The sequence below is a fragment of the Allofrancisella heilbronnii genome (assembly GCF_000710735.2).
Taxonomy (GTDB): domain Bacteria; phylum Pseudomonadota; class Gammaproteobacteria; order Francisellales; family Francisellaceae; genus Francisella; species Francisella frigidaquae.
Genome location: NZ_CP144673.1, coordinates 1,046,262 through 1,069,731 on the forward strand (window position 1 = coordinate 1,046,262; position 23,470 = coordinate 1,069,731).

Below are 23,470 nucleotides of genomic sequence, written 5' to 3' on the forward strand. Positions count from 1 at the left end.
GTTTTAATTACTCCCCTGTGCGTTTGAAGATGATAGTATATTTTTTTGAGCTTGATCTAAACCATAAAAGATATTTTTAGCACCATCTCCATCTATTAGGAAAATCTTATTATTTTGCAACACGTTTGAAATTGTATCAAAGTACATTTGGTTAGTTACAATATCAGGATTAGTTTTATAGATTGGTAACAGTTGCTCAAACTGAGCCACCTCTCCTAGTGCTTCTAATACAACTTGTTGCTTATAAGCGTTTGCCTGGTCTACAATCCTTTGAGCTTTACCTTCTGCTACTGGTATAATTCTATTTGCATAAGATTCAGCCTCATTTTGTAACCTAGCTTGATCTTCTCTAGCTTTTATCACATCATCAAAAGCGTCTTTTACAGCATCTGGCGCTTGTGCTGGTTGCATGATGACATCACTTACGTATATACCTGATTTATACTGTCCCAATAAAGCTTCCATTTCGTCTTTAACTTGAATGGCTATAGCAGCTCTTTTTGTTGTTAGAATATCAGATAAGTTACTTTGGCCTACTACTTGTCTAACAGCACTCTCTAATGATTGTTGTAAAAGCTGGAGCGGATCCGTATTAGCAAATAAATAATCTTCTAAATTTGAAATACGATATTGTACTGTAAAAGAAATATGTACGATATTCTCTTCAGAAGTTAACATATCTCTTTGTAGTGACATAGTTTTTAGCTCTTGAACATTTTCTTTATAAACTTTATCTATGCCTATAGGATACCAATGCAATCCTGACTCAACTATTTTAGAAAACTTCCCCAACCTAAGTACCGCAGCCTGTTCAGCTGGTTGCACAACATAAAAACCAAAACCCGCCCAAATAGCTATAAGCAAACCTATTACTATAGCTGCTATTTTACCTATTGGAGGTGTTTGAAACTTCTGATTTTTACTAGCGTTCTTTGAATAAATACTCTCGTTGTCATCACCATTATTCTTTTTCTTCTTGGAGAAGAATCTTTTAATCATCTCTTCTAAGTCTGGTGGTCCCTGTTCTGAATTTTTACTCCAAAACCATCTTTGCTTTATTTTTTTAATCATTTTATATTCCTATACTATGAAACCTTATATTAAAAACTGCTGAAGGTCTAACTCAAACTCTCTATTGAAGCGTTCAAAATCAGATTCTGATATATTTATATCTAATAAATAATTACCATCTTCAGATATTTGTTCTTTTTCTATAACACCAAGATCATACATCATAGATCTAATCTTGGAATGTTTTGGTGGTAACTCTAAGGTTCCTTTAAACCATGACTTATTAAAAAAAGTTGCTAAAGCCGTATAAAACTCCTCTAATCCTTCACCTGTTACTGCTGAAAGATAAACTCTAGCCACGATACTATCCTCTGAGTTATCGAATGCTACAAAACTAGGTTTTATATTTTCAAGCTTGTCTATCTTATTATAGACACAAATTCTCTCTTTATCACCTATACCAATTTCATTTAATACTTTGTTTACCTGGTCTATATAACTTTTATAATCCTCATCAGCATAGTCTATAACATGAATCAATAAATCTGACTCTATAGCCTCTTCTAAAGTTGCATGAAAAGCTTCCACCAAATCATGAGGTAAGTTTTTGATAAATCCTACTGTATCTGAGAAAATTACTTCACCTAACTTAGGCACAATTACTTTACGTAAAGTTGGATCTAAAGTTGCAAATAATTGATCTTTTACTAGAACCTGAGCATTTGTGATTTTATTAAATAACGTTGATTTACCAGCATTTGTATAGCCGACAAAAGAAAGTGTTGGAATATTATTTTTACGCCTAGAAGACCTGCTTAAATCTCTATGATGTTTTACTCTTTCTAACTTTTGAGTTATCTGCTTAATTCTTTGTCTAATCAAACGTCTATCTATCTCAAGCTGAGTTTCACCTGGTCCCCCTCGCACACCAATACCACCTTTTTGTCTTTCTAAGTGAGTCCAACCTTTAACTAATCTCGTTGACTGATAATTTAACTGAGCTAACTCAACTTGTAACTTGCCTTCATAGGTTTTGGCACGTAAGGAGAATATTTCTAATATAAGGCGTGTTCTATCCATTACCTTACATTCAAGATATTTTTCTATATTCCTCTCTTGAGATGGGCTTAATGGATGATTAAAAACGACTAGATCTGCTTTTATTTCATCGCGCTTATTTTTTATCATTTCCATTTTACCCATACCACAAAAATATTTGATATCAGGTTCAGAGTGATTAAAGTCTAAACTTTCTAAGACAACTTTATCTGCTGCCAACACTAAACCTTCTAGCTCAGCCGGATCAGCATTTAATTCGCGGTGATATTTAAAATTTATATTTACAAGCAAACATTTACTGCCTGCTTCGTAAGATTGGAAAAATTCCATTAAATAATATACCTCACAATGGAATTATTAAAGAAAAAGAAAAAAGTATTATTGTTCAATATGTTCGTTACTTTCTTGAACTTCAAGTTCATCAGTATGAATATCATCTACATTTTCATCTTGATCATCATTAGAATTTTGATGATATGGATTAAATGAACTATAAACCATTCTTACACTTTTAGCTGGTACTATTGTTGAAATAGCATGCTTATAAACCATTTGGTTTACTGTGTTTCTAAGTACTATACAAAATTGATCAAAAGCTTCGATTTGCCCCTGAAGTTTAATTCCATTAACTAAGTATACAGATACACTGATTTTTTCTTTTCTCAACGCATTTAAAAATGGGTCTTGTAAAGAGGATATTCTTGACATTGTTTCACTTCCTTTTAGTTATTTAATTATAATTATTATTTTATCAAGTTTAACAATTAAACTTAGCTAGACATTTTAACAACATTTATATTTATCAGCAAATTTTATTTGTGAAATATTTAATAAGCTTTCTAAAGGGTGTCAATCCATCACATCAGTTTTACCAACTATTATACTAAACCCATTTAATCCAAACCAAAAAGCTTTATAACTTTAGATTCTTTATTTATATCTTCCATTGCTATAAGGTTAATATCTCCCTGCCAATTTCGTATCCAAGTAAGTTGACGTTTTGCTAGTTGTCTTGTTGCTACAATACCTTTTTCAACAAACCTGTCATAATCTATATCACCATCAAAGTATTCCCATGCTTGACGATACCCGACGCTTCTTATAGCAGTAGTATCTTTAGTTAGATTTGGATTTTTTCTAAGATTTTTAACTTCATCTAGAAAGCCATCTTCTAACATCTGTTTAAATCTCAACTCGATATTTCTATGTAAAAGAGTTCTGTTTTTTGGAACTATAGCACACAATCTAATTTCTTCATCTAACTGACCTACTTTAGATGTTTTAACTAGTTGTGAATATTTTTCACCACTTATCATAATAACTTCTAAAGCCCTAAATATTCGCTGTTGATCATTTGCATTAAGCTTTTGGGCTGCATCTGGATCCATCTTATAAAGTTGCTTATAAAGGTACTCTAAGCCTTTTTCCTTTTTTTCTAGTTCCAAAATAGATCTTATTTCAGGTTGGCTTTCAGGTAAATTTGATAGTCCCTCTATTAAACCTTTAAAGTAAAGCATCGTGCCACCAACTAATAAAACTTGCTTCCCTCTAGAGTGTATTTCTTTTTTGAGAATATTAACACTAGAAATAAAATCTGCTACCGAAAAGTTTTCAGTGGGCTCTATGATATCAATTAAATGATGCTTTATACCATCTTGCTCTTGTTTAGTTGGCTTAGCTGTGCCTATGTCCATCTGTTTATAAACTAAAGAAGAATCAACACTAATAATCTCAGCATTAATCTGCTTAGCAATAGATATTGAAAGAGCAGTCTTCCCTGAAGCTGTAGGACCAGCTATACCATAAACTAGCTTGTTCATTTAGATATTTTTATAATTTATTTTTACTGGAATGTCTTGTTTAATTCTTTGTAGATAGAAATTAAGCTCTTCTTGCTTATAACTTGCTTCAACTTGATTAGGAATAGTAGCTTTTTTAGAGTTTTCTGGTTGGACTTTTATCACCTTATAAACGTAGACGCTTCCATCTAAAGCTTCATATTCATGGTAACCAGTATTGTTATTTAATAATACAAAATCACTAAAATCTTTTGAAAGGTCTTTAGCTTCACTAGAAACTACAGCTTTTTCAAAACTTTGCTGTACTTTTTGTTGTTTATTCAAATCAGATAATAGCTTATCTGCTTTCTCTAAAGCTAGAGTTTGTGATTTTTCTAAAATATAAGCTTGGGTAACCTTATCTTTAACCTTATCAAATGACTGTGATATTGCTTTTTGTTGCTTATTTACTTGATAGATCAAGGTTTTGTCTTCTGACAATGAAATACTTGAATATTTCTCTACATTAACAAAAAATGAACTATTCTTAACACCTTCTATATCAGTATCGTTATTATCTACAATGTTTGCAACTTTTGGCTTACCTATCTTTTTTTCAAGTTGGTTAAATTTAATATCATCAACGTCTTGAATAAAAGAATTATATTGTTGTAAAGCCTCTCTATTTTGAATAATCTTTTTAATAGTAGCTTTCGTATTATCATCAAATTTTTCAAATAAATCTTTATTGTTTTCATAATATTCTTTTACTTGTGAATCACTAATACTAGCTTTAGATTTAAAATCATCTTTTGAAATAACAAAGTAACTAATATTGATCTTTGCAGGATTTATATATTCATTTTTATGAATTTTATAATAAGCATTTAATGCTTGAGTACTTGGTTTAACTTGAGCTTTTAAAGCTTGTGGAGAAATTTTTATATACTCAATTGTTTTATTAACTGAGTAAACATTAGATAAAGATTTTAACTCGTATTCAGTGGTGAAGGATGTATCCGTTATAGTTTGAGGAATAATACTAGCCTTGATGTTTTGCGAAAGTATCTGTTCTAGCTTGCCTAAACCGCCCAAGTAATTAGCTAACTGCTTTAACTTATCACTAGAAAATTTACCCTTTTCAAAAAACATAGGATTATTAAATATAGTTGCTTGCAACATTAGTTTTGAAACCTGAACGTTATGCTGCTGAGAATCAGCTAAAACCAAATACTGGCTAACTAGCTGGTCAAGCAACTGTTGCTTTTGAATTCTTGTTTTAGCATTTTGTGCATATTGTTCAAACTGTCTTGTACTAATTTCATTATCTCCAACCTTTGCAACATATGATCTACTAGCTCCTACATTTGTAAAAAAGAAACTCATACCAGTTATTACAAAAATAAAACTTATTGAGATAATAATTATCCAAGTAAACGGACCTTTTAGCCTATCATTAAAAGACTGTAACATTTTTCCAACCTTATTTAATAAAAGTTCTTAAACTTAATAACCTAAATATAGCTAACCCAATTTAAAACCACTATCATTCCCATATAAGTAGGAATCCACAAGATATAAAATCCATAAACTAAGATATCCTTATCGTATTCATACACGAGTATAACGAACATTAGATTAATGTTTTTAATTATAGTTATTATAACAGGATTGTAAAGGGTTGACTATATATCATATTATAGATAAAAAAAGCATACTGTTAAGTATGCTTATATAAAAAATCGCTAATAAAATTTGATTTTTTATTATTTAACTGCGTCTTTAAGACCTTTACCAGCTTTAAAGCTAGGAACTTTTGAGGCAGCAATTTTGATAGTTTCACCTGTTTTAGGGTTTCTACCTTCTCTTGGACTTCTTTCTTTAACTTGAAAAGTACCAAAACCAACTAAAGTTACACTATCACCTGCTTTTAAAGCTTTAGTTACTGCTGCGATCGTAGCATCTAAAGTTTTACTAGCAACTTCTTTAGTAACATCTGCTTCTTTTGCGATAGCACTTACTAATTCACCTTTATTCATTTTTAAGACTCCTTCTGTTTTTAATGACATACTGTCAATTAAGGTTATAACACTAAAAAAACGCCATTTCAACACTAAAATACTAAAAAACCCTTAATAAAACTTCTTTTATGTTGTTAACAGGGGTTATTTTTAGTTTTTCTATTATTTCTTTATCAATTTCAGCTAGATTTTTAACATTTTGTTTTGGGATTAAAACTTCCTTAATCCCACCTCTTAATGCAGCTAAAAGTTTCTCTTTTAAGCCGCCTATAGCTAAAACATCTCCCCTTAAAGTTATCTCACCAGTCATTGCAATATCATTACGAACTGGCTTATTTGTGTATACAGAAACTAAAGCTGTAGTCATCGCAATACCCGCGCTTGGACCATCTTTAGGAGTAGCCCCCTCTGGGACATGGATATGAATATCCTTTTTCTCATAAAAATCATCCTCAAGCTTATAGTCTTTTGACATAGAACGAACAACACTAAATGCCGCATCAATAGACTCTTTCATCACATCACCTAAGCTACCTGTATATTTAACTTTCCCTTTACCAGGCATAGCTAAAGCTTCTATAGTTAAAAGTTCACCACCAACAGATGTCCAAGCTAAACCTGTAACTTGCCCGACTTTAGATTTTAAACTTTTAACACCATAATCGTACTGATAAACCCCTAAGTACTCTTGTAAATTTTTTTGAGTAATCGAAGCTTTAGTAATTTCTGGATTTTTAAGTGTATTTTTAACTACTTTACGACAAACGCTGTTAATTTTTTGTTGCAAGTTTCTCACTCCGGCCTCTCTGGTATAATATCTAATAATATCTAGAATTGCCGTTGTTGTGAAAGTTAATTCTTTATTACTTAGGCCATTATTTTTCAAAGCTTTTGGTATTAAATATTGCTTAGCAATAGCTTGCTTTTCTATCTCAGTATAACCAGCTAAATTAATAATCTCTAATCTATCGCGTAAAGCTGGATCAATATCCAAAGAGTTAGCTGTTGCTACAAACATAACTTTTGACAAATCATAATCTATTTCTAAATAATGATCATTAAAAGTATTATTTTGTTCAGGATCAAGAACTTCAAGCAGCGCTGCAGACGGATCACCTCTAAAATCAGACGAAATTTTATCTATTTCATCTAATAAAAATAACGGGTTTTCAGCTTTTGCTTTAATTATCTTCTGGATTATTTGTCCTGGCATAGATCCTATATAAGTACGACGATGACCTCTTATTTCTGATTCATCACGGACTCCACCTAATGCCATACGTACATATTCTCTCCCTGTTGCTCTGGCTATAGATTGCCCTATAGAAGTCTTACCTACACCTGGAGGCCCCACTAAACATAAAATAGGAGCTTTAGTATTAGAATCTCTCTTTATCTGGACAGCTAAATGCTCTAATATACGCTCCTTAACTTTTTTGATACCATAATGGTCTTTTTCTAAAACCTTTTCCGCCAAATTAATATCTTTTTTAACTTTAGTGCGCTTACCCCATGGCAGAGAAAGTATAGTCTCAATATAGTTTCTAGATACGGCAGATTCCGAAGATGACGGTGGCATAGATTTTAGCTTTTTGAGCTCTTTTAAACACTTTTCTTTCGCCTCTTTAGACATCTTTGCAGATTCTATTTTCTTCTTAAGAGCTGAAGTTTCAGATTCTTCATCAGCCTCACCTAACTCTTTGTAAATAGCTTTTACTTGTTCGTTTAAATAATACTCTCTTTGATTTTTATCAACTTGAGCTTTTACCCTATCTTTAATTTTTGCCTCTAACTCAAGTATTTCAAGCTCTTCTTCTAAGCACGTAAGTAGAATTAATGCTTTAGCCTTTAAATCCTCTACTTCTAAAATTTTTTGTTTTTTAGCAATACTAGAATTAAGAATAGCTGCTATTTCATATATAAATTTCTCCGGATGCTGAGTATTTATTAAAGTAGACAATGCTTCTTTAGTAATAGTGCCACTATATTCAACAAACTCTTTCAGTGACTCTGATATAGATAAAATTATAGCTTTTAACTCTTTATTTAACTGGATAGAGTCTTGTGTTTGAATAGGCTTTGAAGCAGCATCTTCCATATGAGCATAAATGCAATCCTTTTCATCTACATATTTATCTACTCGTGTTTTAGCTACTCCTTCGACTATAATTTTTAAGCTTCCATCTGGAAGCTTCATTATCTGTATGATTTTTGCTAAAGTAGCTATATCATAAATATTTTCAGCAACATCACCTGAACTAGAGCTATTTTTCTGAGTAGCCAACAATATAGAATTATTATAATTGTTGGATGCTTCTTTTACTGCGTTTATAGATTTTGTACGCCCTACATTCAAAGGGATCGTCATACCAGGATAAATAACCACATCTCGTAGTGGGATAACAGGAACAACGCTTAAAATTTCTGACATAAGTTTATATAACCCCTGTAAATTAAATTATATCTTTTAACTGTTTATATTCTTGTGTTTTTGTAACTAAAATAGGCTCTTCTTGTTCCAAGATAGTTTTGTCACTTATTATAACTTTACTCATATCTTGAGTTGATGGAATATAAAACATTAGCTCTAGTAATATCCCTTCAAGAATTGTTCTTAGACCTCTAGCACCAGTTTTTTTAACTATAGCTTTTTTAGCTATCTCAATAAGAGCCTGGTCTGTAAATTCAACCTCTATACCATCAATTTTGAATAATTTAATATATTGTTTTATCAAAGCATTTTTTGGCTCTTTAAGAATTCTTACTAAATCCTCTTCTTTTAGCTCATTTAACACGGTAACGATAGGTAAACGCCCAATAAGTTCTGGAATCAAACCAAATTTAGTTAAATCCTCACTTTCTACTTTTTGCATTAATTTTTCTACGTTAAGACTGTTTTTTTGCTCAACTATATCCGCGTTAAACCCAATACTTACCTTATCCATTCTATGTTTAACAGTTTTTTCAATACCAGCAAAAGCTCCTCCACAAATAAACAAAATATTAGTGGTGTCAACTTCTATCATCTCTTGATTAGGATGCTTTCTACCTCCTTTAGGTGGAACTAAAGCTACTGTACCCTCTATAAGCTTAAGTAATGCTTGTTGTACACCTTCTCCTGATACATCTCTGGTTATAGATGCACTTTCTGATTTACGCGCAATCTTGTCAATTTCATCTATGTAGATAATACCCTTTTGTGCTTTAGCCACATCAAACTCAGCGTTCTGCAATAATCTAACAATTATATTTTCAACGTCATCACCCACATAACCGGCCTCTGTAAGAGTTGTTGCATCTGCGATAGCAAATGGAACGTTAAGTAATTTAGCTAAAGTTTGCGCAAATAATGTTTTACCAGAACCAGTTGGCCCTATCAAAAGGACATTACTTTTTTTAAGCTCGGTATCATCTTCATTTAGTATTTTAGAAGTAATTCTTTTATAATGATTATACACCGCCACAGATAAAACTTTTTTAGCATTATCTTGACCAATGACATAATCATCCAAATATTTTTTAATTTCTAGTGGTTTAGGTAATTTCTCAAAACTTATGTCTTCAGCATCTAATATCTTATTACCACCATGAATTTTAATTACACATTTATCAATACACTCATTGCAAATGTTACCTTCTCTACCAACTATAATATTTTTTACTTCTTGCTGTGACTTCCCGCAGAAAGAACAATATAGGATTTTAGACATCTTTATTAATTAGATTCCTTTAATTATTTACTTTTTTCATTGCTTCACGTGACTGAATAACATTATCTATTAAACCATATTCTTTTGCTTCTTCTGCCATCATGAATTTATCTCTATCTGTATCTTTTACTATAGTTTCAAGATCTTGACCTGTATGGTAAGCCAAAATATCATTTAACCTTTCTTTAATCCGTAGAATATTTTTAGCATGAATCTCTATATCAGATGCTTGCCCTCTAAAACCACCCAATGGTTGGTGAATCATTATTTGTGAACTAGGCAAACTATATCTTTTGCCTTTTGCTCCACCTGCTAATAAAAGAGACCCCATACTAGCAGCAAGTCCTATACAAATAGTATTAACATCTGGCTTTATAAATTGCATCGTATCATACACACCCATACCAGCTGTTACCATTCCACCAGGAGAGTTGATATAAAAATAAATATCTTTGTCTGGATCCTCTGACTCTAAAAATAATAGTTGGGCAATGACAAGATTTGCTGATTGATCATTCACTTCACCATTTAAAAAAACTATTCGCTCTTTTAAAAGTCTTGAATAAATATCAAAAGCACGCTCACCACCTGCACTTTTTTCTATAACGGTAGGTACTAAATTATTAGTTATCATCTATAAAAAAACCTCTTCTCTCTGAATTTTAATTTAAAACCCAGCTTGTTGTGCTTGCATATTTTCTTTAATAATCGCAAAGAAATCTTCTTTTTTATCAGTAACTTTAGCTTGGTCTAAAACCCAATCAGTTAGCTTATTTTCTATCACTAGTGCTTTTAAATTATTAATTTCTCTCGGGTTTTTTTTGATTTGCTCTTTAGTTTTTTCTGGTTCCTCATATGCTTGAACCATTTCATCCAATAAGCTGTCAACTTCCCTATCATCAGCCTCAAAATTTTGAATTTTAATTATGCTATCAAGTATCAAACTTGTTTTTACTTTTTGCTTAGCATTTGCCTCAAATAAATTATCTGGCAACTGGTTAACATCAAAGTTACTTTTTGCTCCACCCATGCTATTTAGTAGGTTTTTCTTAGCAGCATCAATCTCTCTCTTAACTAAAGCTTTTGGCACGTCAAACTCAACTATATCTCTTAACCCTTTAAAAACTTGTTCTTTAATTTTCCTTTGGATTATAAACTTCAATTCGCGTTGCATATTTTCTTTGATTTCTGACTCAAAACTATCCACCCCACCTTTTACTCCAAATTTCTTAACAAATTCTTCATTTACTTCTGGTAATTCTGGTTGTTGGATTTTTTTCACTGTTATATCAAACTGAGCATCTTTACCTGCAAGCTCCTGATTTTGGTAATCTTTCGGAAAAGTAACTGTAATAGTTTTTTGCTCATCTTTTAGCATACCAATAATACCATCTTCAAAGCCTGGTATCATCTGTCCAGAACCAATAATCACATCCGTATCATTAGCTGAACCGCCATCAAAAACCTCTCCATCTTTTTTGCCAACAAAATCTATAGTAACTTTATCATCTGATTTTACAGCTCTATCAACTTCAGAATAAGTAGCAAATTGCTTTCTAAGGTTTTCTATCATTTGTTTGACTTCTTTATCACCTAGTTCAACTATTGGTTTTTCAACCGCTATATTGTCACAACCATTTACTTCAATTTCTGGAAACAACTCAAGGTTAGCTACAAACTTAAGATTTTTACCTTCTTCATTTTCTTTTAAATCAACTTCTATGCCAGCAACTTCAAGCTTTTCATCCTGTATAGCTTTTGTATATTTTTTAGGTATCAACTCAGAGATAACTTCAAAACGGATTTGCTCACCATATTTCTTTTTTACTAAGTTTGCTGGAACTTTACCGGGCCTAAAACCATCTAATTTTATTGACTTAGCAGTTTGTGCTATTTTCTTAGTCACCATATTATCAATTTCATCAGCCGGTACTTCTATTAGTAGTGAACAATTAATTCCTTCTTTCTTTTCAACAGTTACATCCATTTTAACTTTTTCCTATTTTTATTTAACAAAATATCCTAGTAGCAAATTTTAACTATCATCACCTAGATTGTCTATATCTTTATTTTGTAAATATATGACAAGGCAAAATATTTACTGTAAAATTCGACATACTTATTTTACAACTTTTCAAGATCATTATATGGTAACTATTATTATAAGTATATGTCTACTAATAACACCTTTTATCCTCGCTTTCTGTCACAGCATTATTATTTACAGTCAAAATCATAGTAGAATATACGCAAACTACTTTATAGCCTGCAACTTCAGCATTATAACTTTTATTAACAGCTACATGTGTTTGTTATATGGGGATAGTGTAAGCAAATTTCAAGGATGGATTTTCACTCCTGCAATTTTTCAAATTGGTATTTTTCAATTAAGCATGTGCTTCTTTTCAATAATTGCAATAATTAAAAAGCCACCATTCAAAGCTGCTTGCTTGATTTTTTTTAGTATTTACAGCATTTTAAGCTCATTTACATTATTAACTGATGATAGTCATAACCAGTTTATAGCTATTTTATTTGCTATAAATATCACAACTGGTTTAATTGCATATGTATTATACAGATTAATTGGCAGATAGAATTAAACTAGTAATTTTATTGACAGTATCTAGACTTAATCGATGCTATAGCTTGATCGTAAACGATATCCATCTCTTCTCTAGAGCCTACACCTCCACCTATTTCATATAGTTTACCATCAGCAACACCGTATATAGCTGCATGTATAGTAAATTTCAGCCCCTTCTGCCAAGCTGCTTTTACAACTGTAGTTTTACATAAATTTAAAGCTTGATGTAAAGCGTTTAACTCACACATAACATCTACTTTTTTCTTCATATAATTTTCTTCATCTTGCCTAAAGCAACCTAAAGTTTCTTCTATAAATTTTTTATTTTGTTCCTTGACTTCATGAATAGACGTTAACCAGTTATCAATAAGACCATAACTTTTATCTCTTACAACTGTTTCCACACCACCACATGCGTAATGTCCACAAACAATAATCTTTTTTACTTTCAAAACTTCAATAGCAAACTGTAAAACTGATAAGCAATTAAGGTCTGTCAAAGAAACAACGTTTGCAACGTTACGATGCACGAAAACCTCTCCTGGCACCAATCCACAAACTTGGTTAGCTGGCACTCGACTATCTGAGCAACCTATCCAAAGATACTCTGGAGATTGTCCTTTTGATAATGTTTCAAAAAATTTTGGATTAGTTTTTTTAACCTCCTCTGCCCATTCTCTATTACCCTTAATTAACTCATTTATATTACTCATACGATTCTCCTATATTTTTTTTAAAAAACTTATTTTATTCATCATCAAATTATGTTGTTAATTTTTTACTTTGCCAAACTACTACTGTCTTGCTTACGCAATCTACCCTTTTCAAACAAAGGAAGATTTTAATATTTTATTCGGAGCACTTTAATTTTATTCACAGCATATTAGTGGTTAGTAGTTATTCAGTAAACGATTAGAAAACAAAAACGTTTAAGCTAAGAAACTTTTTTATTTTCCATTTATTTTTAGCTACATTAGCTTACCGCTAACTAAATTTCAATAGTAACTTCACCTTGCAAAGACTTTTCAAACGATTCTTTTACCTGATTTTGTGATAAACCTTTTTGACCCAACAAATAAAACAATTTACCAAATGCTGCTTCATCTGTCATGTCATACCCTGATACAACTCCTGCCTTGACTAAACCACTAGCAGCTTTATAAGCTCCCATCTTAACACTTCCATACATACATTGTGTGCAATTAACTACTACAACTCCTCTATCGTTTGCACCAGCAAGAACATCATGAATTTTAGGTTCATCTGTCATATTCCCAGCCCCATAAGTTTTAAGGATTAGCCCTTGAATAGGAGGCTCTAAAATATTTTCTAAAAATTTTGTACTCATACCTGGAAAAACACTCAAGATAGCAATATTAGGTATTTCCAAATTCTCTAGTTTTGTTGGTTTAGCATCTATAGTGCGTTGCCATAGTAATCTATCATCCACCCTAATATCTACACCTGCATGAGCTAGTACAGGATAGTTTGGTGATAAGAATGCGTCAAATCCTGTAGCACTTATTTTTGTAGTTCTATTACCTCTTAATAAGCGTTTATTAAAATACACACAGACCTCTTTAATCATATCACTACAAGCAAATATAAAACTATTTAGAATATTTGATACAGCATCTGAGCGAATTTGTGAAATAGGAATTTGGGAGCCTGTTATAATGACTGGTTTTTGGATTTCTCCTAGCATAAAAGACAAAATAGAAGCTGTATAAGCTAAAGTATCTGTACCATGTAAAATTACAAATCCATCATAATTATCATAGTTTTTAACAATATCTAAGGCTAAAGTCAGCCAATTTGTAGGCTTAATATTAGAAGAATCAATAAGTGGTCTGTATTCCTTTATAACAAACTTTGGCATTTTATGATTATAAAAGTCAATTATGCTGTTAATTGTTTTTGTTAAGTAACCGTCTTCTACATCATAACCATTAGCTGTACTAACCATGCCTATAGTACCACCAGTATATAAAACTAAAATCCTTTTATGACTAAGACTTTTCATGAGACTTTTCTATAAGCTCCAGTATTGCTTTATTTGCCAATTGATCTGCTTTTTCATTACCTTGGTTGCCGCTATGCCCTTTAACCCAATGCCAACTAACTTCATGTGTCCTTGTTAGCTGGTCTAATTCTTGCCATAAATCTTTATTTTTAACTTCTTTTCTACCACTAGTTTTCCAGCCATTTGCTTTCCAGTTAGTCAACCATTGATTAATTCCATTTTGTAAATACTTTGAATCTGTAAAGATACTAATTTGACATTTTCTTTTTAGAGTTTTTAATGTTTCAATTGCAGCTAAAAGCTCCATTCTATTATTTGTTGTGTTAAATTCTGCTCCGTATATTTCTTTAGTGATATCGCCGTAACTTAAGATAGCTCCCCAACCGCCTATACCAGGATTTCCTTTACATGCTCCATCAGTATATGCAACTAAACTATTTTTTTTCATAATAACCCTTATATATACTTTTAGCACTTGCACCACTATATGCTTTACATTTAGCTGGCTTTTCAAGTAACTCTGAAATCTCTAAAGGATCTATTTTAAAGAAATTATCTTTTTTAAAAAAAGCTACAAATTTTTTGCTAAAAATTCTCTTAAATAAGTTAATAAAAGCGCTGTCAGAATTTGTTAATAACTCTATTTTTTTACTAAGAAAACCGCTAGAGAGAAATTTTGAAACAAGCCTATAAGCTCGAATGTTTGTAGTTCCTGCAACGATAATTTCTCCATCATCTGAAAGACAGAAATATAACTGCTTTAATAAGGCTTTTTGCTTCTGTCTACTATCTACAAAAGCACTATCAATTATGATCAAATCGAAAAATCTAGACTCAAATGGCCAAGCGTGTATATCAAAAATACACCCATTTTCACCAGTTTCTAAATACCCTGAGCAAACTACTGTTTTCAAAGATCTAATATTACCCGAATAATTACATTCTAAACCTGTAATTACCAAAGTTTTTTTATACCATCGTTGCTGAAGGTATTTAATAATAATCCGGTCTTTTGCTGTCATAAGCTAACTTACCAAACTTCTCATTCTATCAAAATAATCTGGACACGTTTTATTAACAGCCTCAGCATTAGTAATAATAACCTTATCAATCCTTAAACCCAATAATGCTAATGACATCGCTATTCTATGGTCATTATAACTATCAACTTCTGCTGATTTTAAACTACTTCTTGCTGGTGAAATTAATATACTATCTTTTGTAGTTTCAACATAAACTCCTAATCTAGTTAAACCCTCTGCTATAGCCGCAACCCTGTCTGACTCCTGCCCACGTGTATGACTAAGACCTTCTATATAGGTGTCACCTTCGGCAAAACAAGCTATAGCAGCTAAAGTCATAAAAGTGTCAGAAAAGTTACGCATATTAACATGTATCCCTTTTAACTGGTTATTTCCAATTACTTCGATACCATCATCATAATAATTAATAGCGCAACCTATTTTCTGTAATACTTCTAAAAATTTTATATCTCCTTGTTTTGAATGCTTAGTTACATTCAAAACTTTAATGGCAGAACCAGTAATAGCAGCAAATGCCCAAAAATATGAAGCTGTAGAAACATCTGGCTCAACTACGTATCTTCCAGGTGAAACATAATTAGAATTTTTAGCTTTATAAATGTTATTATCAACTTCAACATTTACTCCAAATTCTAACATAACCTTAGATGTCATTTCTAAATACGGTTGCTTGTGATCTGTAATTGACTCTAAAGATAATCCCTTTTGCATTAATGGTGCTGCCATAAGTAATCCCGAAGCAAACTGTGAACTTTTTTTACCATCAACCTGTATACCGCCACCATTTAAAAGATTTGAATGAATAGTTATTGGCATCGCATACTCAGTATTATGGTATGTAACTTGAATTCCAAGATTTTCTAGTGGTTTTAATTGATCAGCTAAAGGTCTTTCCATCATTCTTTGTTTCGCATACACATAAAACTCACCGCCGTCTTGGGTGGCACACATAGGAATTATAAACCTAGTTAAAGTGCCAGATTCATTACAAAAAATCTTAGCTTTTTTATTTTTAAATACTCCGTCACAACCATTTATAATTAAAGATTTTGTTTCTCGATTATGTTTGAGATCGCAGCCAAGTTCTTTTAACGCTGCCACACAAGCTAAAACGTCTGCACTATTAGGTAAATTTTCAAAACTAGTTTGACCTTTAGCTACAGCAGCAATTATTAAAGCTCTATTAGATAAGCTTTTTGAGCCATCTAAAGTTACTTGTTTTTTTACCTGCAACCTTAGTCTAGGTATACAATCTTTCATTCAGATTACTCTAGTAAAAATTTATAATATAATAGCTATTATATTAGCATAAGTAATTTCAAGATAAAGATTTTAAGATAAAGAAAGGTTTATTAACTACGGTTTTTAATAGCTTTTTTAAGTTTAACTAAAGCCTCTTCTTCTATTTGACGAACCCGCTCAGCAGAAATTTTATATTTATCTGCTAAATCTTGAAGGGTAGTTTTCTCTTCCAACAAATATCTAGACATAACAATATCTTTTGTACGAGCATCAAAATTACTTAGAGCCTCTTTTACAGCTTCCATAAGATTATCATAATAATCTTGCTGGACTATCTGATGCTCAACATCTGAGTTTTTATCTTCAAGATATAAGCTTTGTTGATTTGTATCTTCTCCTTCATCATCTTTATATGGTAGATCAAGGCTAGCATCCCCTTGACACATTCTTTTTTCCATTTCAATAACAGTTTCTTCTTTAACTCCAAGCTCATCAGCTATTTGCTTTATATCTTCGGAGCTTAACCAACCAATCTTACCCTTGCTACTCCTTAAATTAAAAAATAGCTTTCTTTGCGCTTTTGTAGTCGCCACTTTTACAATTTTCCAATTCTTAAGTACATAGTCATGCATTTCTGCCTTAATCCAATGAACAGCAAAAGAAACTAATCTAACCCCCTGTTCTGGATCAAACTTACTAACTGCTTTCATAAGACCAATGTTACCCTCTTGGATAAGATCAGCAATAGATAAGCCGTATCCAGCAAAACCTTTAGCAATTTTGGTCACAAATCTAAGATGTGCCATTACTAGGTGTTGTGCTGCATCTAAATCCTTTTTATACTTATAAAGTCTTGCCAACTCTTGCTCCTCTTCAACCGATAATATAGGTAAACTATTAACAAAATTAAGATATGAATTTAGATCATTATCGGATACTACAGGTAAAGTTTTAGACTTAGTTGCGATAGGAAAACAATTTTTTTTAGCCATGTGGCTCCTATTTTTTAGCGGTAGATAGCCTGCTTTAATTGATTAATTTGTATTTGTTGATTTTGTAAAGCCACAGAGAAATCTTTTTGCATTCTAACTACAATTCCTTGTAACTCTGCTATTTGTTGACTTTGTGCTTGGTTGTCTTGTTGTAATTTTTGCATTAAATTCTTTTTATACATTTGTTGTGCATATCTATCCTGAGCTTTTTTTAGTTCTTCTAAATTAATCCAACCAACGTTACCATCTTTTTGATTAACAACTTCACACCAATTATTATCTTTACAATAAAAAATATTGTATTCATCTAGATTTTTAAATGTTATAGTATCAACAACTTTAGAATCGTTTACATCCTCTGCATAAATACTCACAAGCTTATCACTATAATGCTTCTGAGATTTTGGAGCAATCTCTTTGGTAGAGTCATTTGCCATAGCTGATACTAAACCTAATGTAGAAATTGACAGTATTACCGCTAAAAAAGTTTTTTTCATATTACTTCCTTATTACAAACTCTTAGTGATATTATACACTATTAAAACTGCAAACTAACTACATCTTCATTAAAATACTGACGTGTCATTGTTTTCAACTTGTTTAGGTAATAGTGACTCCCTACTTAATCCTAAAGCTACTGCTAAAACGCCTGCGACATATATAGAAGAATAAGTACCAACAACTATGCCCAAGATTAGTGCTAAAGAAAAATTGTGTACTGAACTACCACCAAACAAATACAATACTACAACTACTAACATAGTTAATCCTGATGTAAGGATAGTTCTTGATAAAGTATCATTGATACTTCTATTAACTACTTCTACTACACTTGCATTACGCATTTTTCTAAAGTTTTCTCTGACTCTATCATAAATTACTACAGTATCATTTAACGAATAACCTATTACAGCTAACACAGCTGCTAAAACTGTAAGGTCAAATTCTAATTGAAATGCAGCAAATATACCTAATATAACTATAGGATCATGCAGTAATGCTAAACATGCACTTATACCAAATTTCAACTCAAATCTAGCACTAATATATATTAGTATGCACACTAGAGCTATAATAATAGCCAAAATACCATTGCTTGCTAGTTCTTTACCAACTTGTGGGCCTATATAGTTAACACTTTGAACCTTTGCGTTAAGGACAGTTTCTATTTTTTGCTGCAATTGTTGTTGAGCATCATCTAAATCATTAGCTTTTAAGTTAATTACATTAGGAGCAAATTTGATTAAATAGTCACCATTTTCACCAAAAGTTGTAATAGTTGTGTTATCAAAACCTACCTTAATCAACTTATCAGCTAAAGTCTGTGAATTTTCATTTTTTTGTGTATGGATTTGTACTTGATAACCACCTGTAAAATCTAACCCTAAATTTAGACCTTTGGCGAAAATAAAAATCAATGATATAACAATCATTAACACTGATAAGATAGTTGTATATTTCTTTATTCCTAGAAAATCTATCTGAGTCTTTTGCTTAAAAAATTCCATTATAAACCCAACCTAAAAATTATATTCCAATAGAGATTTTATCTAGTTTTTTTCTCTTACCATAGACAAAATTTGTCATTGCTCTGGACACTGTAACAGCTGTAAACATAGAGGTTACTATACCTATCATTAGAGTAATGGCAAATCCTTTTACTGCTCCACTGCCGATAAAAAATAAAATTACCGCCACAATCAATGTTGTTATATTTGAGTCAACTATTGTTGTAAATGCTTTTTGATAACCTATATGAATAGCGCTTTGGCGTGGTGTACCAGCACGAATTTCTTCTCTAATTCTCTCAAAGATTAGTACATTACCATCTATAGACATACCCAAATTAAGCACTATACCAGCTATACCAGGTAAAGTTAAAGTTGCACCAGGTATAATTGACATAACCGCTACTATTAGCAGTAAGTTCATGATTAAAGCTATATTGGCAATAACACCAAAAACTCTATAATAAATCACAATAAAAATTATAACTGCTAAAAGAGCTATCACTATTGAAAGAGTCCCTTTCTCAATATTATCTTTACCAAGGCTTGGACCTATTTGCTGCTCTTGTACAATATGAACAGGTACTTGTAATGCTCCTGATTTAATCATAAGAGCTAAATTATTTGCTTCCTTTTGATTTAATCCAGTAATTTGAAAATGTGAACCTAAAGCCGACTGAATAGTTGCAACATTAATCAACTTTTCAGTTTTATTTACAGTGTTTTGCTCTTTACCATTTTTATCTAACGTCTTTTCATAAGTTGTATTTATAAGCATTACACCCATAGGATTGCCAACGTTTTTACCAGTAATTTCTCTAAAATTACTAGCCGCCCCCCTACTTAGCTCAACCATAACGATTGGCGTACCAGTCTGTTGATCAATAGATGGATTAGCACTAATAATATCAGCCCCACCTGCAACTGGAGTTCCTTTTAAACTATAGTAACTTTGATAACCTCTGCCACTATCTAAAGAATAAACTTTATAACCCTGCTCCTCTGTAGCTAAACGATTAGTAACAGGATTCACTAAATAAAAATTTGCTGTAGATGTACCACCTAATATCTGCTTAGCTTGGGTAGCATCTTGTAAACCTGGTATTTCTATAACAACACGATTTTGTCCAGCTTGAGCTACTGACGCTTCAGCCACACCAAGAGCATTAATACGATTACGCATGACCGTTACTACTTGAGATATAGCACCTTGCTCTAACTGCAATATCTTTGGACTCGTATAAGTAATAAATATTGTGTTACCCTTAGCTGTGTAAAGAACGTCAGGATCTTGGTTTTTTCTAAAATCTGTGTCTAGGTATGTTATAAATTTCTGCATGTCTAAAGGGTTATTCAACGTTAGTGAAATAAAACCATTATTAGTGTACTCTGTAGGTACATTAGTAACAGTCTTATCTTCTGCTTTTGTTGAATTATTTATATTTATACCTTTTTCTTTGGCCGCATTTAAGATTATACTTAAAGTATTACCAAGCTGAGCGTCTATAGCTGATTGGGTATTAGCTTCTAACATAAGATACATACCGCCACGTAGATCCAAACCTAAGTTCATTGGATTAGCACCTAACACTGACAACCAATTAGGAGAGTTAGTAAGCATATTCATAGCTATAATATACTGGTTTCCTAATTGCTCTTTTAAAATTTGTTTAGCTTTAAGCTGCTCAGCAACATCCCCAAAAATTACAGCAATATTACTTTTATCATCCGCTATGGTTGCTTTTTGGTAAATTATATTTTTTTTATCTAAAATGTCCTCGATCTGAGTAAGAGTTTGGCTAGTTATATCACCATTTTTTTGTGATATTTGCAAAGCTGGACTTTTACCAAAGATATTTGGTAAAGCATAAAATAAAGCTATCACTAATATAAAAGCTATCAAAAGGTTTTTCCATAATGGAAACTGATTTATAGGAAAACTTTTATTATTGCTCATTGAAAGGTCCTTTTATAAAAAAGAAAAAGGTTAAAAAAATAAGATTCAAAGCTTATTAAGCCTTAGTAGCCCCTTTTGGTAAAATATTTGATACAGCATTTCTTTGTACTTTTACAACTATATTTTCAGCAATTTCCAAGTCAACGAAAGTGTCATCTAACTTAGCTATTTTACCAATAATCCCACCATTAGTTACAACCTCATCACCCTTAGCTAATTCAGATAACATTTTACGAAGTTCTTTGTTTTTCTTTTGCTGTGGTCTAATAAGTAAAAACCAAAATATAGCAAAAAACACTACCAACATTAAAAGACCACTATACGGGCTACCAGCAGACTGCGCTGCATCTGCAGCAAAAGAATTTGTAGTAAACAACGCAATAGCCGCTAAAGACAATATAATCTTTTTCATTATTTTTCTCCAAAAATTTTTATTTTAATCGTTTGAATTTTACCTTAGTAAAGGAGTATTATCAATGTGTTAATCACTTATTAAAAAATTGTGATAAACATATCGCCAGCCAAAATAAAGGTAGTAGCGAATCACTGTAACTTAAAATTACGACCAACCCTACTCATCTCAATAAAATTCATGAAATATAAATTATAAACAAAGCTTTACTTACTTATTAATGAAAATTTTAAAGAAATAAGGTGTAAGCTATTAAAAAAATAAAAATAATTTTGCGCATAACCAACTTATAATATAGAATACTTATTAAAATAAATATTATTTTTAAACAAATTTAAATTATAAATATTAATTAATATATTTACATGTAAGTTTTGTTATACAATTATAATTAATCTTGCATGGGATGTAGCTAAAAATTATACACATCTGTAAAACTTTATAGGAGAAATAATGTTGAATGGGCAATATATTGAAATATTCCACGACGATAACTTTATGTGTTTTGAAAAAGAGCTTAAAACGGTAAATCAAGAGTACCTAACAGCAAAGCATATCCACCATAAAAAACGGCTTAAGAACTTAATTGACAAAATTCGAGGAATACTCACCAGTAACACTTATAAACCACGTAAAAAACATTTAATTATAAAAGATATTATTAGTTCTGAGATTAATTCATATAATACCCAAAGACAAGGTTATTCTTTCCTTAGTAAACATAAGCTTCATCTGTTTGCTGATAAATATTTTTTAACATCTTTATATAAAATAGAAAAAATAAACCAGAGATACTTTCTAGATTATATAAAGGGCAAGTTAAAAAGCAATTCTATTTATAGTTGCAACCCTAACCTTATTAGTGCCTCAACGAAAGATATTAAGAAATATCTAATAAATGGAGGAAAAGACCTATTATATCCTTTTTTGAATCCAAACGATGAAAAATATACTGATTTTAGAAAAATCTTTGAAACTTCATTAGCTTATCTTCTAATTAAAGAAAAAAGCAAAAACCAGGGTTTAGCTTCCTTTATTGACAAAATCTTTAATCAAATGATTACTTATTTAGAATCTTTATTTTCATTTGTAAAAATAGACTATTTATATGAAAAACATGATCGTATCAACAACTTTTTAGATTCTAAAAGAATATATAACCTTGTTTGTTTAACGAATTCAGCTTCTCCATTTAGTTATGCAAAAGCATATTTAGAGTACTTCGATGATTATGAATTGGTTTTAGAGAAAGATTACCAGAAAATTTATAATAAAAATATAGATTCTCGTTTAGTGGAGTATTATTCTGTCATTTATGAACTTTATAGTAAAAAAGAAAATTTGTTTATTATTAAAGCATCTGCGTCCATTATGCTTGTTCAAGCAATTAACTGGATGCTTTATGTTTTGAATGATAAAAAGGAATTTTTCCTAGAAAATAATGGGTATATAGCTGATTACGTTTTAAAAAAATTATATCTTACTGACAAATTTAAAAATAAAGGTCCAGAGAAAGTCGATAGCCCCAAAAACTATGAAAAGATGGGGTTTATTAACAAAGAAAATACAGGAGAAGAATTTAAAAGGCCTAATAAAATATTTAATAATTACGTTCCTAAAGCATACATATTTAATAGCCCTAAAGATATAAATAGCAATTGGAATAATTATAGAAAAGAACACAATCAACTATATATATCTGGCATATCAGGGTTAGGTTTAATGTCTGTTAAAGTATTATTTCTTCTTCATGTAGATAAAGAAAAATATAATCAATATTTTGAGATAATCGCCCCAATAATATTGTATTACTTTAGTGGACACAGTTTTTTTGAAGTACACCAGGCTATGTTAAATAGTATAGAAAGTTTAAATAACTCTTCTGCTATATTACCGGCAGTAGATATTCAATTTAATGATTGGGCAAACTACATAAATACTATCCCTGATATAATATTAAGATCAGCCTTTAGGTTAGCACTTGTAACTGATCGCGGCTTCAAAACTTAGTTTTACATGAAATTTAGCCATTCTTATAATAAACCACTCCCATCAAATTTATAACCTATCATTCACAAGCTTTGAAAAAATCTTTTCCGAACTCTTTAAACGCACCATTCTCTATTG

General features: G+C 31.2%; 22 protein-coding genes. 2 read left to right on the forward strand and 20 right to left on the reverse strand.

Annotation, left to right across the window (positions count from 1 at the left end; all coding sequences use genetic code 11):
* Positions 1–3: 3 nt before the first annotated feature.
* From hflK to tig, 10 genes are all read right to left on the reverse strand, one after another.
* Complete coding sequence (gene hflK / locus FRA_RS04905) at positions 4–1,071, reverse strand: FtsH protease activity modulator HflK (protein WP_035719468.1); 1,068 nt, start codon at positions 1,069–1,071, stop codon at positions 4–6.
* A gap of 24 nt (positions 1,072–1,095) precedes the next feature.
* Entirely contained in the window at positions 1,096–2,400 is a 1,305-nt protein-coding gene (hflX, locus tag FRA_RS04910) for a ribosome rescue GTPase HflX (RefSeq protein WP_035719470.1), read from the reverse strand.
* A 48-nt stretch (positions 2,401–2,448) separates the two neighbouring features.
* Positions 2,449–2,778 carry an RNA chaperone Hfq gene (hfq, locus tag FRA_RS04915; RefSeq protein WP_035719472.1) on the reverse strand — a complete coding sequence of 110 codons (330 nt, stop codon included), beginning with the start codon at positions 2,776–2,778 and terminating at the stop codon, positions 2,449–2,451.
* 185 nt (positions 2,779–2,963) lie between these two features.
* Complete coding sequence (gene miaA, locus FRA_RS04920) at positions 2,964–3,890, reverse strand: tRNA (adenosine(37)-N6)-dimethylallyltransferase MiaA (protein ID WP_035719475.1); 927 nt, start codon at positions 3,888–3,890, stop codon at positions 2,964–2,966.
* Positions 3,891–5,321, reverse strand: a complete 1,431-nt coding sequence (locus FRA_RS04925) for a peptidylprolyl isomerase (protein WP_035719477.1) — start codon at positions 5,319–5,321, stop codon at positions 3,891–3,893.
* A 293-nt stretch (positions 5,322–5,614) separates the two neighbouring features.
* On the reverse strand, positions 5,615–5,887 hold the full coding sequence (locus FRA_RS04930; RefSeq protein WP_035719481.1) for an HU family DNA-binding protein: 273 nt from the start codon (positions 5,885–5,887) through the stop codon (positions 5,615–5,617).
* An 82-nt stretch (positions 5,888–5,969) separates the two neighbouring features.
* Positions 5,970–8,300 carry an endopeptidase La gene (lon, locus tag FRA_RS04935; protein ID WP_035719482.1) on the reverse strand — a complete coding sequence of 777 codons (2,331 nt, stop codon included), beginning with the start codon at positions 8,298–8,300 and terminating at the stop codon, positions 5,970–5,972.
* A 22-nt stretch (positions 8,301–8,322) separates the two neighbouring features.
* On the reverse strand, positions 8,323–9,579 hold the full coding sequence (gene clpX, locus FRA_RS04940; RefSeq protein WP_035719484.1) for an ATP-dependent Clp protease ATP-binding subunit ClpX: 1,257 nt from the start codon (positions 9,577–9,579) through the stop codon (positions 8,323–8,325).
* 19 nt (positions 9,580–9,598) lie between these two features.
* Positions 9,599–10,213 carry an ATP-dependent Clp endopeptidase proteolytic subunit ClpP gene (clpP, locus tag FRA_RS04945; protein ID WP_035719486.1) on the reverse strand — a complete coding sequence of 205 codons (615 nt, stop codon included), beginning with the start codon at positions 10,211–10,213 and terminating at the stop codon, positions 9,599–9,601.
* Between the two features lie 33 nt (positions 10,214–10,246).
* On the reverse strand, positions 10,247–11,566 hold the full coding sequence (gene tig, locus FRA_RS04950; RefSeq protein ID WP_035719489.1) for a trigger factor: 1,320 nt from the start codon (positions 11,564–11,566) through the stop codon (positions 10,247–10,249).
* Between the two features lie 160 nt (positions 11,567–11,726).
* Between tig and FRA_RS04955 the strand changes: the two genes are divergently transcribed.
* Entirely contained in the window at positions 11,727–12,176 is a 450-nt protein-coding gene (locus FRA_RS04955) for a DUF6790 family protein (RefSeq protein ID WP_035719490.1), read from the forward strand.
* 16 nt (positions 12,177–12,192) lie between these two features.
* Here FRA_RS04955 and FRA_RS04960 read toward each other — a convergent pair whose 3' ends face one another.
* The 10 genes from FRA_RS04960 to yajC all read right to left on the reverse strand — a co-directional run bounded on the left by FRA_RS04960 (position 12,193) and on the right by yajC (position 21,343).
* On the reverse strand, positions 12,193–12,879 hold the full coding sequence (locus FRA_RS04960; protein WP_035719492.1) for a carbonic anhydrase: 687 nt from the start codon (positions 12,877–12,879) through the stop codon (positions 12,193–12,195).
* Positions 12,880–13,154: 275 nt separating this feature from the next.
* Positions 13,155–14,189 (reverse strand): asparaginase, encoded by a 1,035-nt coding sequence (gene ansA, locus FRA_RS04965; protein WP_035719495.1) that lies wholly within the window; start codon positions 14,187–14,189, stop codon positions 13,155–13,157.
* The gene (gene rnhA, locus FRA_RS04970; protein ID WP_155960869.1) at positions 14,176–14,637 is read right to left on the reverse strand and encodes a ribonuclease HI; all 462 of its coding nucleotides are present in this window, start codon (positions 14,635–14,637) and stop codon (positions 14,176–14,178) included. Before rnhA ends, ansA begins: the two co-directional genes overlap by 14 nt.
* A complete protein-coding gene (locus FRA_RS04975) occupies positions 14,624–15,211 on the reverse strand; it encodes a hypothetical protein (RefSeq protein WP_035719497.1) in 588 nt (195 codons plus the stop codon). The genes rnhA and FRA_RS04975 overlap by 14 nt, the downstream gene beginning before the upstream one ends.
* 3 nt (positions 15,212–15,214) lie before the next feature.
* The gene (aroA, locus tag FRA_RS04980) at positions 15,215–16,492 is read right to left on the reverse strand and encodes a 3-phosphoshikimate 1-carboxyvinyltransferase (protein WP_035719499.1); all 1,278 of its coding nucleotides are present in this window, start codon (positions 16,490–16,492) and stop codon (positions 15,215–15,217) included.
* A 92-nt stretch (positions 16,493–16,584) separates the two neighbouring features.
* The gene (gene rpoH / locus FRA_RS04985) at positions 16,585–17,466 is read right to left on the reverse strand and encodes an RNA polymerase sigma factor RpoH (protein ID WP_035719501.1); all 882 of its coding nucleotides are present in this window, start codon (positions 17,464–17,466) and stop codon (positions 16,585–16,587) included.
* 14 nt (positions 17,467–17,480) lie between these two features.
* A complete protein-coding gene (locus FRA_RS04990; protein ID WP_035719504.1) occupies positions 17,481–17,963 on the reverse strand; it encodes a hypothetical protein in 483 nt (160 codons plus the stop codon).
* 69 nt (positions 17,964–18,032) lie between these two features.
* A complete protein-coding gene (secF, locus tag FRA_RS04995) occupies positions 18,033–18,974 on the reverse strand; it encodes a protein translocase subunit SecF (protein WP_035719506.1) in 942 nt (313 codons plus the stop codon).
* A 19-nt stretch (positions 18,975–18,993) separates the two neighbouring features.
* The gene (gene secD / locus FRA_RS05000) at positions 18,994–20,931 is read right to left on the reverse strand and encodes a protein translocase subunit SecD (RefSeq protein ID WP_035719509.1); all 1,938 of its coding nucleotides are present in this window, start codon (positions 20,929–20,931) and stop codon (positions 18,994–18,996) included.
* A 55-nt stretch (positions 20,932–20,986) separates the two neighbouring features.
* On the reverse strand, positions 20,987–21,343 hold the full coding sequence (yajC, locus tag FRA_RS05005; RefSeq protein WP_035719511.1) for a preprotein translocase subunit YajC: 357 nt from the start codon (positions 21,341–21,343) through the stop codon (positions 20,987–20,989).
* Positions 21,344–21,796: 453 nt separating this feature from the next.
* On the opposite strand from yajC, the gene FRA_RS05010 reads away from it, so the two are divergent.
* A complete protein-coding gene (locus FRA_RS05010) occupies positions 21,797–23,353 on the forward strand; it encodes a hypothetical protein (protein ID WP_035719514.1) in 1,557 nt (518 codons plus the stop codon).
* Positions 23,354–23,470: the final 117 nt, after the last annotated feature.